This window comes from Streptomyces sp. NPDC056161 (assembly GCF_042268025.1).
Lineage (GTDB): Bacteria > Actinomycetota > Actinomycetes > Streptomycetales > Streptomycetaceae > Streptomyces.
Genome location: NZ_JBHJUV010000023.1, coordinates 38890 through 52712, shown reverse-complemented (window position 1 = coordinate 52712; position 13823 = coordinate 38890). Strand labels below are relative to the sequence as shown.

The window sequence follows — 13823 nt, the reverse complement described above, 5'->3', positions numbered from 1 at the left end:
CACGTGAAACATCGTGAAGACCCCTCCCGACAGACTCAGTGACCGGCTTCGGGAGCGATGTGCTGCGTCCCGATCCGCTTGCGGAACACCCAGTACGTCCAGCCCTGGTAGAGCAGCACGATCGGCAGAGCGATCACCGCGCACCAGGTCATGATCTTCAGGGTGTACGGACTCGACGAGGCGTTGGCGACCGTGAGGTTCCAGTCCGCGTTGAGCGAGGACGGCATGACGTCCGGAAAGAGCGACAGGAAGAACATCGACACAGCCGCCACGACAGTGACGCCGGAGAACGCGAACGACCAGCCTTCTCGGCCCGCCCGGTTCGCCACGAGTGCGGCCACCAGCGCGACCACCGCCACGACCATGGCCACCAGGCTCCTGTCGTTACCGCTGTCGACCTGTGTCCACAGCAGGAAGACGAAAGCCAGCACCGCCGTCACGAGACCGACCCACAGCCCGAGCTTCCGGGACCGCACCCGGATGTCTCCGACGGTCTTGAGCGCGACGAACACCGCACCGTGGAAGGTGAACAGCGTCAGTGTGACCAGACCGCCGAGCAGTGCATAGGGATTGAGGAGGTCACCGAGGCCGCCGACGTAGTCGAAGTGCTGGTTGATCTTCACACCGCGCACGATGTTGGCGAAGGCGACGCCCCACAGGAAGGCCGGAATCAGCGAGGCCCAGAAGATCGCCCGCTCCCAGTTGCGCTGCCAGCGCTCCTCGGGACGCTTCACCCGGTACTCGAAGGCGACACCCCGGACGATCAGGCACAGCAGGATCACCAGCAGCGGCAGGTAGAAGCCGGAGAACAGTGTGGCGTACCACTCCGGGAAGGCAGCGAAGGTCGCGGCACCTGCGGTGATCAGCCACACCTCGTTGCCGTCCCAGACCGGGCCGATCGTGTTGATCAGCACCCGCCGTTCGGCACGGTCACGGGCCAGCAGTTTGGTGAGGACGCCGACTCCGAAGTCGAAGCCCTCCAGGAAGAAGTAGCCGATCCACAGGACGGCGATCAGAACGAACCAGACATCGTGAAGTTCCATGACTGCAGCTCCCCCGGCCTAGTACGAGAAGGCCATCGGCTTGTCGGCGTCACGGGAGTCGCCGCCGATCTTCGTGGGCGGGTTGAGGTCGGCCTCGGTCAGTTCGGGCGGGCCAGCCTTGACGTACTTCACCAGCAGCTTGACCTCGATGACGGCGAGGATGGCGTAGAGCGCGGCGAAGGCGATCATCGAGGTGAGGACTTCGCCCTGCGAAACCTCGGGGGAGACCGCGTGCCGAGTCTGCAGAACGCCGTAGACGACCCACGGCTGACGGCCCATCTCGGTGAAGATCCAGCCCCACGAGTTGGCGATCAGCGGGAAGCCCAGGGTCCAGATCGCGATGCGCCAGTACCAGGGCGTGAGCTTCGGGCCGAGTGCCTTGTTCTTGAACAGCACCAGGTGCGGCACCTCGTCCTCGGCCACCCGCAGCTGCTGCGGCAGCATGAACTTCTTGCGGGTCAGCCAGAGACCGACCAGCCCGATGGCGAAGGACGCCATACCGAAGCCGATCATCCAGCGGAAGGCCCAGAAGGTGACGGGGATGATGGGCCGGTAGTCGCCCGGACCGTACTTGGCCTGCTCGGCCTTGTTGGTGTCGTTGATGCCGGGGATGTACGAGCCGAAGTCGTCGTCGGCGAGGAAGGACAGCACCCCCGGGACCGACAGTTCTACGCTGTTGTGCCCCTTGCTGACATCGCCGTATGCGAACACGGAGAACGGCGCGGAGTTCTGGCCGTCCCACAGGGCCTCGGCGGCGGCCATCTTCATCGGCTGCTGCTTGAACATGACCTTGCCGAGGGTGTCGCCGCTCACCGCGGTGAGCAGACCGGCGACGACGACGGTGACGAGGCCGAGGCGCAGCGAGGTCTTCATCACACGGATGTGCCTCTTGCGGGCCAGGTGGAAGGCGGCGATGCCGACCATGAAGGCGCCGCCGGTCAGGAAGGACGCCGTCAGCGTGTGGAATGCCTGGGTGAGTGCGGTGTTCTGGGTGAGCATCGCCCAGAAGTCGGTGAGTTCGGCGCGCCCCTTCACCTTGTCGATCTTGTAGCCGACGGGGTGCTGCATCCACGAGTTGGCGGCGAGGATGAAGTACGCCGACAGGATCGTTCCTATCGAGACCATCCAGATGCAGGCCAGGTGGATCTTCTTGGGCAGTCTGTCCCAGCCGAAGATCCACAGACCGATGAAGGTGGACTCGAAGAAGAACGCGATGAGTGCTTCGAAGGCGAGCGGGGCACCGAAGACGTCGCCGACGAACCGCGAGTAGTCCGACCAGTTCATGCCGAACTGGAACTCCTGCACGATGCCGGTGACGACCCCCATCGCGATGTTGATCAGAAAGAGCTTCCCCCAGAACTTCGTCGCTCTGAGGTACTTCTCGTTCTCCGTGCGCACCCAGGCGGTCTGCAGCCCGGCCGTGAGGGCGGCCAGAGAGATCGTCAAGGGAACGAAGAGGAAGTGGTAGACGGTGGTGATGCCGAACTGCCAACGCGCCAGTGTCTCCGGCGCCAAAGCCATTTCCACGTCGTCAACTCCTTACATCGCCGTGGTACAGCGGCGTTTTGCCCCTTTTGTCACACACATCATTGGGCAACCGGGACGTGCTTGTGAACGCGTTCACATTCACAAGCAAGTATGACGCATGGCCGTTCGACACCTGCCACCCGGGGGGGGGTGCTTCAACTCGGACCGCCCGGATCCGGACAACCACGGACCGGAGGCCCCACATACGACATCCGCCCCGGGTTCCTACCCGAGGCGGATGGGTCACCTTCGATACGGATGTGCCCGTTTCACGTGAAACGGGCACATCGGCGGGCGTCACGCCCGAGGAAGCGGAGCCCTACAGCCCCTTGTGGAACTCCTCCGCCACCTTCAGGAAGATGTCGTTCCCCTCGTTCTCCCCGATCGTCACCCGCACACCCTCACCGGGAAACGGCCGGACCACGACTCCGTGCTCCTCACAGGTCGTCGCGAAGGCGCTCGTGCGCTCCCCCAGCCGCAGCCACACGAAGTTGGACTGCGTCTCGGCGACGGTCCAACCCTGGGCGCGCAGGGCATCGACCACCCGCGTCCGCTCACACACCAGCGAGCCGACCCGGCCGAGCAGCTCGTCCTCGGCACGCAGCGAGGCGATGGCCGCCTCCTGAGCGAGCTGGCTCACCCCGAACGGCACCGCCGTCTTGCGCAGCGCCTCGGCCACCGGCTCATGGGCGACAGCGAAGCCGACCCGCAGCCCTGCGAGGCCGTACGCCTTCGAGAAGGTCCGCAGGACACAGATGTTCGGCCGGTCGCGGTACAGCTCGATCCCGTCCGGTACCTCGGGGTCACGGATGAACTCCCGGTACGCCTCGTCCAGCACCACCAGGACGTCACCGGGCACCCGGTCGAGGAACCGCTCCAGCTCCGCCCGCCGGACGACCGTGCCCGTCGGGTTGTTCGGGTTGCACACGAAGATCAGGCGCGTCCGGTCGGTGATCGCGTCGGCCATCGCGTCCAAGTCGTGCACCTCGCCCGGGGTGAGCGGCACCTGTACCGACCGGGCACCACTGACCTGCGTGACGATCGGGTACGCCTCAAAGGACCGCCAGGCGTAGATGACCTCGTCGCCGGGTCCGCTGGTGACCTGCAGCAGTTGCTGGGCCACGCCTACGGAACCCGTACCGGTGGCCAGATGGCTGAGCGGAACGGCGAAGCGCTCCGACAGCTCGTTCATCAGCCCGGTGCACGCCATGTCCGGGTAGCGGTTGAAGGACGAGGCGGCCGCGGTCACGGATTCCATCACGCCGGGCAGCGGGGGATACGGGTTCTCGTTCGAGGAGAGCTTGTAGGCGGCCGGGCCGCCCTGCGCCGCGGGCCTGCCCGGCTTGTAGGTGGGGATACCGTCCAGCTCGGCGCGCAACTTGGGGCTCGTCTCGCTCACCACAGTCCTCCTCGCGACCACCGGCCGCTCGTCAGCGCCGGCATCCAATACTCCTTACCTTATGAGGATTCGGCCTTCCTGCGTACAGGTGCGAGCGGGCGAGAAGCGTTGAGGGGAGAAACCCCACGAACCCCACTGGCATCACGGGCATCACGGCAGGAAGGCGCACGAAACGGGGGGCGCGTCTCACATATATCTACGCGCCGGTGGCTTGCGCCCTGGCGCGCATCCCTCATGCAGGTGAGTTGAGACCTCTTCGAGACATCGGGCACTTGGCAGGCCCATGCGCGCCGACAAGTCACGTCTTGCCATAGGAGCGGTCAACTTCCTTTCATTCGAAGGAAGTTACCCCTAAATGACCTTGCAGAAACGTGCCTGTCAACGCATGCATATGCGTCCGCACTACCCCACCGCATGAGCCCTACTATCGGCTCGCCATGACAGCAGCAGGGAAGCACCAGGTGAGCCGCGCGGAAACCTCACGTCGAGGCAGCCGGCCGGGTCGGGCGGGCATCAGGGACGTGGCCGCCGCCGCCGGAGTCTCCATCACGACCGTCTCCGATGCCCTGAACGGCAAGGGCAGGCTCCCGGACGCCACCCGCCGCCATGTCCGCGAGGTCGCGGACCGGTTGGGCTACCGCCCGTCGGCCGCGGCGCGCACGCTCCGCACGGGCAAGTCCGGTCTGATCGGTCTGACCGTGACGACGTACGGGGATGAACCTTTCACCTTCACCGAGTTCGCCTACTTCGCCGAGATGGCCCGGGCCGCCACCTCCGCCGCGCTCGCCCGGGGCTACGCGCTGGTGATCCTGCCCGCGACCTCGCGCCACGACGTGTGGTCCAACGTCGCCCTGGACGGCACCGTCGTCATCGACCCGTCCGACCAGGACCCGGTGGTCAGCGAGCTGGTCCGGCAGGGCTTACCGGTCGTCTCCGACGGCCGCCCGGCGGGTCCGATCCCGGTCACCGCCTGGGTCGACAACGATCACGAGGCCGCCGTCCTCGGGATCCTCGACCACCTCGCCGACGCCGGCGCCCGCCGCATCGGCCTGCTCACCGGGACGACGACGGACACCTACACCCATCTGTCGACCACCGCCTACCTGCACTGGTGCGAACGCGTCGGCCAGGACCCGGTGTACGAGGCGTACCCGGCACACGACCCGTGCGCGGGCGCGGTCGCCGCGGACCGGCTGCTGGCCCGCCCGGACCGCCCCGACGCCGTCTACGGGCTGTTCGACCCCAACGGCACAGACCTGCTCGCCGCCGCCCGCCGCTACGGTCTGCGCGTCCCCGACGACCTGCTCCTGGTGTGCTGCAGCGAATCCATGGTGTACGCGAACACCGAGCCGCCCGTCACCACGCTCTCCCTGAAGCCACGCCGCATCGGCACGGCCGTGGTCCAGCTCCTCATCGACGCCATCGAAGGAGTCGAGTCGGAGCAACCGGTCGAGCAGGTGATACCGACCGAACTGATCGTGCGCACCTCGTCCCAGCGGCGTCCGCCGCGCACGACGGTCAGCCCCCCGCGGGTGCCGGAAGAGAGCTGAGCGCCGCGCCGGCCGGCCGGCCGTGATGCGTCGTCGTTCGTCCGTGGCGCCATCGCGGCCGGTCGCTTCCCGAGTTCCCGGCTTCGCTCGAACGGGGGCACCGCCCATGACGCCGTTCCGCGCCGGGCAAACGTTGTCCGCGGGCGCGCCGGACGGCAGGGCGGACGGCGAAACGCGCCCCGGACCGGGCGGTGACAGCAGGGACCAATCGGGGCGAAAGCCACGACGAACGGGAGTCCTGCTCCGATTCACCACCCCTGGGTCATCACATGGCGCGATCCGCATTCCTATGATGGGCCCACGACACCGCGACCGCTGCGACCAGGCAGTCCGACGCGGTGCAGACGCGGCGTGATGGTGGAGGGGTCGGATGACTCAGGGGGCCGGTCGGGGACCCGAAGTGGAGCGGGCGGAGACGTTGCGCGACTTCCGGGTGCCCGCGTACGTCAACGAGGCCGGTCCGTACGTCCACAGCACCGACCCCGGCGGCGCTGCTGCGTCCACCGAGGAGGGCTACCCGGAGGGGTACACGCCCACCGAGCGCGACCTGCCCGTCATCGACCGCGGCGACACGCTCCAGATGCCGGTGGAACCGGCGCCCGCCCCGGCCGCACAGCCCCCGGCCGGCCCCGGTCCGCTGTACGTCGTCGGCGATGTGCACGGCTATTTCGACGAACTGGTGGCGGCCCTCCAGCAGCAGGGCCTGATCGACGACGCGGGCAACTGGTGCGCGGGCAACACACGTCTGTGGTTCCTCGGCGACTTCACCGACCGCGGTCCCGACGGCATCGGCGTCATCGACCTCGTGATGCGGCTGTCCGCCGAGGCAGCCGCGGCCGGCGGCTACTGCAAGGCCCTCATGGGCAACCACGAACTGCTCCTGCTGGGCGCCAAGCGGTTCGGCGACACCCCGGTCAACTCCGGCGCGGGCACCGCCACCTTCCAGGCCGCCTGGCTGCTCAACGGCGGCCAGAAGACCGACATGGACCGGCTCCAGGACCACCATCTGCAGTGGATGGCCCGCCTCGACGCCATCGAGGCGGTCGACGGCTATCTGCTCGTGCACTCCGACACCACCGCCTACCTCGACTACGGCGACTCGATCGAGGCCGTCAACGACACCGTCCGCGAGACGCTCACTCGCAATGACGCGGACGAATGCTGGGATCTGTTCCGGAAGTTCACCAAGCGCTTCTCCTTCCGCGACGAGGGCGGCGCCGACTCCGTGCGCTCCCTGCTCGACACGTACGGCGGCACCCGGATCGTGCACGGTCACAGCCCGATCCCCTACCTGCTCGGGGAAGTCGGGTCCGAGGACGGCGAGGAAGACGCCGGGCCCGTGGTCGAGGGTCCGCACGTCTACGCCGACGGACTCGCCATCGCGATGGACGGCGGAGTGACCATGGCCGGAAAGCTGCTGGTCCGGCAACTTCCCCTGGATAGCTGAGCATCCGCGGGGCAGACGCCTCGCCACGACGTCCGCGCAGGCCGGACACCAATTTCCGGCAACCCCTGTCACCGCGTACCGTCACGGCTCTACCATCGGCTTATCCGTAGCAGGCTCCCCTCCGTTTCTGCCCGACGGCTCGCCGGCGTGCGAGCCCCAAGCCCTACGGAGCATCGGGGGATGCACATGAACAGCGTTCCGCAGCACCTGCTGAGCGAGGACCGCCAGGATTACGAGCGGATCCTCGATGAGGCGCTGCGCTCCGCACCACACCGTCCTGACCTGGCCGCTGTCGGTCAGCGGCTGAACCTCGAACAGCTGCGCACGATGGCGCTGAACGCCACCGCACTCATCACGGCGTCCGCGGCGACCGAGTACCAGCACTACGTGAAGGTCCGCGAGGAACTGCGCCAACCGGTGCAGTCCACCCCGTCGTCGTCCACCCGCGCGTCCGCTCCCACGGATCCGAGCTCGGGCGCGATAGGGCTCGCCACCACCCTCGGCGAGGCCGCCGAGACCACCGGCGCGGGCGCCGTGGCCGTCGTCGCGGTCCTGGCGCCCGTTCTCGCCGGAACCGCCGCGGCGATATTCCTGCTCGTCGGCTACATCCTGAAGATGCTCACACCTGAGCCGGCGTTCGCCCAGACCATGCTCACTGCGGGATGGATGTTCGGCGCGGTGGCCGCGGCCGCGATCCTCGTGGCCGCCGTCGGGCTGTTGCTCACCGCGTTGCGCAACCACCCCTCGCGAGAGACCGCAACGTACACCGCGGCGAACACCGAAGTCCTCCGGGCCAGGGAAGCCTGGCAGGAAGCCCTGCTGGAACGGGGCATCCTGCCCTTCCTGCGGGACTCGCTGGCGGAACCCGGCGCTGTGGCGGCCCGCCGTACGTCCCCGCCGACACCGACCGGCCGCATGCCCCGCCTCGGCTACGGCCGGCCGGGCTTCAGCAGCCCCGAGGACACCTCCGCACCGGGCTCGCGCCCGAGCTTCAGCAGCCCGGACTACTCAAGCCCGGACTTCGGCGGCCCGGACCACCAGCCGGAGTGAGTCCGGCTTGCGCCCCCGCGGGGGCGCAAGCCGGGCACCCCGGTGGCACCACTCGATCACCGGGACACTCCGACGCCCAGGACATAGCTTTCCGGCCACATTTCCAGCGGCCGGGACGGCGTCCCACGGCGGGTGGCTCGCGCGGACACCGGCTCGCGGCGGTCTCCCGTCCCGAGGTCCGGTTTCCTCCGCGGGCGGCGGTGAACTCCGTACCGAGGTGTGTCAGTCGGCGATCGGCAGATACACCCGGTTGCCGCTCGCCGCGAACTCCTTCGATTTCTGGAGCATCCCCTCGGCGATCTCCTCGGGAGAGGCCCCGTCGGCCGAATCACCGCCGAAGCGTTCCGTGATCGTGTGGCTGATCTTCATCGAGTAGAGCATTAACAAAGTGACTACATGCGCTACGGTCGTCCGACCAGCCCGTTGGATGGAGGGGGACACCGTGGACAGGCGTGAAGAGGTCATCAGCAAGCTGCGAGGCGTGCCCGAGGAGCTGCCACCCGTCGAAGAGGTGCGCGCGATGGTGGCCGCCGACCCCAAGCTCAGGTGCGTCGTGTGCTACGCGCGGATCTCGTTCGACGGCCGGGTGAAGGACGCGCACGGCATCGAGGATCAGCATCGCGACATGACCGAGAGCGCGCGCAGGCTCGGTTGGCTGGTCGTCTACCGCTACACGGACAACGACAAGAGCGCCAGCAAGGAAGGTGTTGTTCGTGACGACTTCGAGCAACTGCTCACCGATCTTGCAGCCGGAACGACGCCGGAGGGGTACCCGGTTCACGGCGTCATGGCCGTCAACGATGACCGCCTGTACCGGCGCCCAAGCGACTGGGAACGGTACCTCAAGGCGTTCACTTCACTTGAGGGACGCGTCTACCACGACTCGAACGGCATCCAGGATCTCTACGCAGAAGGGTTCGAGATCAAAGGGCTCGTAGGAGTCGCCATGTCGCTCAGCGAGACGAGGAAGAAACAACGGCGCAGCCGAAACAGCCACCGCAGCCGGGCAATCTGGGGCCAGTCCGTGGCCGCGTGGCGGCCGTTCGGGTGGGACGACGACAAGGTCACTCTACGAACGCATGAGGCGGAAGCAATCCGGAAAGCCGTTCACGACGTAATCGCCGGAGCATCGGTCTTCGAGATCGTCCGCCGATGGAACGATGCCGGATTCATCACGAGCCGAGGAAACGCATTCCAGCACCAGACGGTCAAGTCGCTACTGACGAACCCGAGGCTCTGCGGTTATCGCGAGATCAAGGGGGAGTTGGTACGAGACGGGGATGACCAGCCGATTGTCGGAAATTGGCAAGCGATCATCACCCCGAAGGAGTGGTTTGCCATTTCCGGCAAGTTCCGAGAGAACAAAGGAGCTGGTATCCCGCACGGCAAGATGGTTCACAAGTACCTCCTGACTGGCATCCTGCGTTGTGGCAACACACTGGATGACGGCACCACGTGCAACGGCAAGATGATCGGAATGCGAGCCAGGAAAGACCTCTCATACGATTCCACCTACATGTGCCGGAAGACTCTTGGAGGCTGCAACAGCAACTATAAGCGTGCGGACAAGACGGATGAACTCATCGAAAAACTTGTCATCGCGAAGCTGGAGCAGGAAGCAGCAACCTACTCCCAGGGAGTTTCGGACTGGGACAAAGCCGATGCGCTGGAGCGTGCCGTCAAGAGCCGGAACGAGCTGGAACGACGATGGCACGACGACGAGGACGCGGACGTCGACGATGAGATGTTCTTCCGCAATCTCCCCGTCCTTGAGCGCCGGATCAAGGAGCTGCGCGCCGAGCAGGCAAAACACGAGGCACTGAAGGCAAAGGCCGAGGCAGCGGAGGAAGATATTGCAAAGGCGTGGTCGACGAAGACTCTCACGCAGAAACGCGAGGCCATCAAGAAAGTACTCACGGTCGTGATTGCCATCCCGAGTGGCAGGGGAAGGAAGCCGTTTAACCCGGACCTACTCAAGCCTGTGTGGCGGACCTCCGAGTAAGCCGGATCCCCAAGATCTCCCCCACCCTCCGTAATTGATCGTCGGAGAGTGGGGGTGAGTCACGTAGGTGTTTCTCAATCCACGCGCGAATTGCTGCGTCTTCGCCCTCTGGGGAGCAGCGATTCATCCCGGGAGCAGTCAGACGGCATCACCGACCACAGTCAATGCTGCGTCTTTTCTCAATTCCTGAGCCTGAGTCAGGTCTTCGGCAATACCGGAGGCAATGAGGGCAGCTCCAGGCGTGTACCCCGATCCGGCATAGCGCCACCGGGTGTCCGTGACCGTGCCGGGCATCTCGCTCTGCCCCCGGTGTCTTGCCCGATCGGCGCGGAGAGCGGCGTAGGTCGTCGAGTAGGCGCGGGATTTGGTGAGGATGTGGCCGCGGTAACCGAGGGTGTGAGTCCAGGTTCGAAGGTTCAGTGGCTCGTACTCGGGGAGTCCGCCCAGGCGCCAACAGGTGCGCATGAGGATGCGGACGTGTCCGCTCACGGGTGCCGTATCGATGTCGCCCCAGATGGTGACCTTGTGGTCGAGACCGGCGCCTGTCTCGCTCGCGCCCTTGGTGACGTACTTGGCCACGTACGCCGCCACCGCGTCATCGTCCGGGCTGCCGCTGTCAGAACGCAGGGGCCGCGCGTCGACCTGGGCGCCCCAGCGGAGGGCCAGCTCGCCCACGGCGGCGCTGTACGGCGTGTGGACCAGGACCCGGCAGGCGGAGGCGCGTACGGCGTCGATGAGTAGTTCCGCAGTTCCCCAGGTCGGAGGCTGGTCGTCGGGTCCGTCCGGGCCATCGAGGCGGACGACGGCATGGACGTGGACAGCCGCCCGCTTCTGGTACTCGGCCACGCGGGCGAAGGACAGCCGCGCATGCTGCGCGAAGCGGGACTGTACGAGGCCGGCGGAGGAGGCAAGGCGCCGCCGTACGTCGATGACGAAGCGGTCCCAGAGCTTGGAGGCGTGGGCGTGCCACAGCACGTGGGCGGTGTAGTCGTAGCAGTCGGGGCACAGCGGTTGGCCGACCGCGGAGGCGTCCGGGGCGTGGACAGCGCTGCAGCCGAGGGGACGGCCGTGTTCGCAGGTGCCGCCGCCGCGCCGGGGACGGCATCGTTCTCCGGCACGGTGGACGGGTCCGAACGACGGGGCGGTGAGGGTGACGAACAGCCGGGGTCGGTCGCGGACCGCGGCGGGGACGTTCTTGCCGCCGAGGAGGCCCGCGCGGACGAGGTGGTAGGTGTCTCCGGCGTGGAGGCGGGAGCAGGCCGGGCAGACGGTTGCGCGTCGGTTGCGGCAGCGGATCAGGAGTCGTTCGCCGGGTTCGTTGCGGGTGTCGTAGTGGTGCAGGATCTCGCCGGTGGTGCCATCCAGGGTGGTGGTCGAGCCGGAGAGGTGGACGGGGCGGGAGCAGCCGCCAGTGGCGGTGATCTGTTCCAGCAGGCGGGGGAACCGGGGGTCTTGGACGAGGCGGATGGCGTCGCGGTCTGCTTCGGGGAGCTGACGCAGGCGTGCCGCGCGGTCGAGGGCGGCACGCCGGTAAGCCGGGGTGGTGGGATGCGGGGTGATGGTGGGGACCTTCCGGGGTGGGCCGCCGAAGCGGCACGGATGGTGGCTGGTGGTGCGCTGTCGTCCATGGGCGGGTTCCTTCGTTGCGTGGGTGGTTGGTCAGCGGATGGTGCCGGTGCCCCGGCAGACGCGGCAGCGGCGCAGCCGTCCTGTCCAGGTCTTGCGGGCTCCGTCGCCCTTGCAGTGGGGGCACCTCACGCGGCGCATGGTCATGCCGTTGCGTTCCCTTCGGTGGTCAGACGCGGTCAGGTGTGGGAGAAGCCGCTGATCGCCCAGGTGACGAGGCTGTGGATGGTGAAGACCACGGGCGTCTGGCCGAGGTAGAGGCCGAAGAGGCCGACGCAGACCGCTTCCCAGGCGCGGACATCGCGGGAGCGGACGAGGAGGACGGTGATGATCCCGAAGATCACCGCGAACGTGAACGCCACACCTTCGCTGATCACTTGTCGTCTCCTTCCAGCACCGCAAGAGCGCGGTCGACAGCGGGCAGTTCGGGGGTCGTCGCGCTGTACTTCCGGGCCATGGAGACGGCCTCATCGGTGGGGGTGAGGTGGGAGCGGGCACGGCTCCATCCGCCGTCCGGGCCGGTGCAGACGGCCACACCGCGTTCCTGGGCGGTGATGGACTGGGCGACGGCCACGGCGTCCTTGTTCAGATCGCCAAGGGTCATCTCTGCCGTGCCGGGGTCGTTGACGCGGTGGCAGATCCGGCCGGCGAGCTGGGCCCGCAGCGCGGTGACGCCGGGCCCGAGGTCGGAACCGACGCGCTGTCCGGCGACCACCAGGTGGATGCCGAGCGCGGCCCCGAGCTGTGCCAGCCGCAGCAGCAGGGTGGAGCACTGCTCCGCTTCCGCCCTGCTCTCACGGGTGCCGTCCGAGAGGTACAGTTCCGCGATCTCGTCGACGATGACGACCACGGGAACCGGCCGGAGCTTGTCCGGCAGTTCCCACACCGAGCGGACCCCGGCGTCCCGGCACGCGTTCATCCGGTCCTGCATGTCGACCACGAGGGCGGCCAGCACGGCGACCGCCTCACGCCTGCACGTGGCCAGCGCGCTCAACCGGTCTGCGAACAGGCCCAGCTCCATGCCGCCCTTGCAGTCGATCCCGACGAGGGCGATCGGCTGACTGGCGAGCTGGGTGATCAGTCGGGCCAGCAGGGTGGACTTGCCGGACCGGGTGGCTCCGGCGATCAGCCAGTGCGGGACGAGCCGCAGGTTCATGACCCAGGCGCCGCCGCTCTCCAGGACGCCGATCAGCGCCGACAGCAGTTCGGCGGCCGGTGCCGTGGCTAAGCCGGGCCGCTCCAGCGGATCCATGGCTGTCGCGGTCAGCAGTACGAGCCCGCGTTCCGGGGAGGTGACCCGGACTGCGTGGACCTTCCATGCGTGCACCAGTGCGTCAGCCGCCTTCAGGTAGGTGGCCGGGGTCTGGCCCGCGTGCAGGCGCACGGTCACTGTCAGGCCCATGCGGGTGGCCCGCGGGAATGACATCCGCGGAGTCACCGGCCGCAGCGGATCGCCCTTGACGACCAGGTCGCCGAGCAGACCGCGGGGCGGACGCCGGGATACGGCAAGGTCGTTGAGCGCGGCGACCTTGCGCCAGGTCACCAGTACTCGGCGGACGGTTGCCGGGTAGCCGATGAAGTACCAGTGCCAGGCCGGGCGGTGCCGGCGCACCAGGTCACCGACGACGAGCAGCCAGGCCAGTACCGCCAGGCCGAGGGCGAGCAGGGTCGGTTCCATCACGCGGCACCGCCCTTGCCCTGCGCCGCCGGGCCGTGCACGGGAGTGATCGCGTCGGCGCGGAAGCTGACACCGTGCCGGTCGCCCATCGCCCATCGCCCACATGAACGCGGTCAGGCCGGTCACCCTGACGATCTGACCTTCCTCGATGCCCTTCGGGACACCGCTGACAGCGATCTCGATGACAGAGATCCGCCGCCCGTCCTGCCGCACGGTGACGGCCACGGTGTAGACCGGGTTGCCGTCCCGGTCTCTCTTCACCTCCTGTGTCTCGGTGTTGGTGATCTTCGCTTCCGGCGCGATGGCGCACCGCAGTACGCCCAGTCGCGCTGTGTCCACGGGAATGGACTGCATCTTGTTCGGCCTCCTTGGCCAGTCACGGACCTCAGAGAGATTCTGACGTCACTTGTCCTTACGAGTTACGACTATGGAGCCCTGTACGGCACGAGCGCAAGTACTTATGCTGACGAGTGATGTCGCGCGTGCGACGTGACTACGACC

General features: G+C 67.4%; 11 protein-coding genes and 1 pseudogene. 4 read left to right on the top strand and 8 right to left on the bottom strand.

Annotation, left to right across the window (positions count from 1 at the left end; all coding sequences use genetic code 11):
• Nucleotides 1–35: 35 nt before the first annotated feature.
• The 3 genes from cydB to hisC all read right to left on the bottom strand — a co-directional run bounded on the left by cydB (nt 36) and on the right by hisC (nt 3969).
• Nucleotides 36–1043 (bottom strand): cytochrome d ubiquinol oxidase subunit II, encoded by a 1008-nt coding sequence (cydB, locus tag ACFC09_RS22145; protein ID WP_376530944.1) that lies wholly within the window; start codon nt 1041–1043, stop codon nt 36–38.
• Between the two features lie 18 nt (nt 1044–1061).
• Nucleotides 1062–2570: a cytochrome ubiquinol oxidase subunit I gene (locus ACFC09_RS22140; protein ID WP_376530942.1), complete on the bottom strand. Its 1509-nt coding sequence runs from the start codon at nt 2568–2570 to the stop codon at nt 1062–1064.
• A 319-nt stretch (nt 2571–2889) separates the two neighbouring features.
• On the bottom strand, nt 2890–3969 hold the full coding sequence (gene hisC, locus ACFC09_RS22135) for a histidinol-phosphate transaminase (RefSeq protein WP_376530938.1): 1080 nt from the start codon (nt 3967–3969) through the stop codon (nt 2890–2892).
• Nucleotides 3970–4406: 437 nt separating this feature from the next.
• On the opposite strand from hisC, the gene ACFC09_RS22130 reads away from it, so the two are divergent.
• From ACFC09_RS22130 to ACFC09_RS22120, 3 genes are all read left to right on the top strand, one after another.
• On the top strand, nt 4407–5519 hold the full coding sequence (locus ACFC09_RS22130) for a LacI family DNA-binding transcriptional regulator (RefSeq protein ID WP_376530936.1): 1113 nt from the start codon (nt 4407–4409) through the stop codon (nt 5517–5519).
• A gap of 370 nt (nt 5520–5889) precedes the next feature.
• On the top strand, nt 5890–6966 hold the full coding sequence (locus tag ACFC09_RS22125; protein WP_376530934.1) for a metallophosphoesterase: 1077 nt from the start codon (nt 5890–5892) through the stop codon (nt 6964–6966).
• Between the two features lie 180 nt (nt 6967–7146).
• Nucleotides 7147–8016, top strand: a complete 870-nt coding sequence (locus ACFC09_RS22120) for a hypothetical protein (RefSeq protein WP_376530932.1) — start codon at nt 7147–7149, stop codon at nt 8014–8016.
• 222 nt (nt 8017–8238) lie between these two features.
• On the opposite strand, the gene ACFC09_RS22115 is transcribed toward ACFC09_RS22120, so the two are convergent.
• Nucleotides 8239–8385, bottom strand: coding sequence for a hypothetical protein (locus ACFC09_RS22115; RefSeq protein ID WP_376531156.1), 147 nt, complete (start codon nt 8383–8385; stop codon nt 8239–8241).
• 73 nt (nt 8386–8458) lie between these two features.
• Here ACFC09_RS22115 and ACFC09_RS22110 point away from each other — a divergent pair, with 73 nt between their 5' ends.
• The gene (locus ACFC09_RS22110) at nt 8459–10018 is read left to right on the top strand and encodes a recombinase family protein (protein WP_376530931.1); all 1560 of its coding nucleotides are present in this window, start codon (nt 8459–8461) and stop codon (nt 10016–10018) included.
• Between the two features lie 138 nt (nt 10019–10156).
• On the opposite strand, the gene ACFC09_RS22105 is transcribed toward ACFC09_RS22110, so the two are convergent.
• The 4 genes and pseudogenes from ACFC09_RS22105 to ACFC09_RS22090 form a co-directional block, all read right to left on the bottom strand.
• Complete coding sequence (locus ACFC09_RS22105) at nt 10157–11518, bottom strand: replication initiator (RefSeq protein WP_376531140.1); 1362 nt, start codon at nt 11516–11518, stop codon at nt 10157–10159.
• A gap of 305 nt (nt 11519–11823) precedes the next feature.
• Nucleotides 11824–12021 (bottom strand): hypothetical protein, encoded by a 198-nt coding sequence (locus tag ACFC09_RS22100; protein WP_376530930.1) that lies wholly within the window; start codon nt 12019–12021, stop codon nt 11824–11826.
• The gene (locus ACFC09_RS22095; RefSeq protein ID WP_376531138.1) at nt 12018–13322 is read right to left on the bottom strand and encodes an FtsK/SpoIIIE domain-containing protein; all 1305 of its coding nucleotides are present in this window, start codon (nt 13320–13322) and stop codon (nt 12018–12020) included. The genes ACFC09_RS22100 and ACFC09_RS22095 overlap by 4 nt, the downstream gene beginning before the upstream one ends.
• Nucleotides 13322–13676 (bottom strand): annotated as a pseudogene (locus tag ACFC09_RS22090) (hypothetical protein). Before ACFC09_RS22090 ends, ACFC09_RS22095 begins: the two are co-directional and overlap by 1 nt.
• Between the last annotated feature and the right edge of the window lie 147 nt (nt 13677–13823).

What these genes read in the sequence shown, in the direction of transcription:
- ACFC09_RS22120 (WP_376530932.1), top strand. Translation starts at nt 7,147, where the DNA reads ATGCACATGAACAGCGTTCCGCAGCACCTGCTGAGCGAGGACCGCCAG.
- ACFC09_RS22125 (WP_376530934.1), top strand. Translation starts at nt 5,890, where the DNA reads ATGACTCAGGGGGCCGGTCGGGGACCCGAAGTGGAGCGGGCGGAGACG.
- ACFC09_RS22115 (WP_376531156.1), bottom strand. Translation starts at nt 8,385, where the DNA reads ATGAAGATCAGCCACACGATCACGGAACGCTTCGGCGGTGATTCGGCC.
- cydB (WP_376530944.1), bottom strand. Translation starts at nt 1,043, where the DNA reads ATGGAACTTCACGATGTCTGGTTCGTTCTGATCGCCGTCCTGTGGATC.
- ACFC09_RS22130 (WP_376530936.1), top strand. Translation starts at nt 4,407, where the DNA reads ATGACAGCAGCAGGGAAGCACCAGGTGAGCCGCGCGGAAACCTCACGT.
- ACFC09_RS22095 (WP_376531138.1), bottom strand. Translation starts at nt 13,322, where the DNA reads ATGGAACCGACCCTGCTCGCCCTCGGCCTGGCGGTACTGGCCTGGCTG.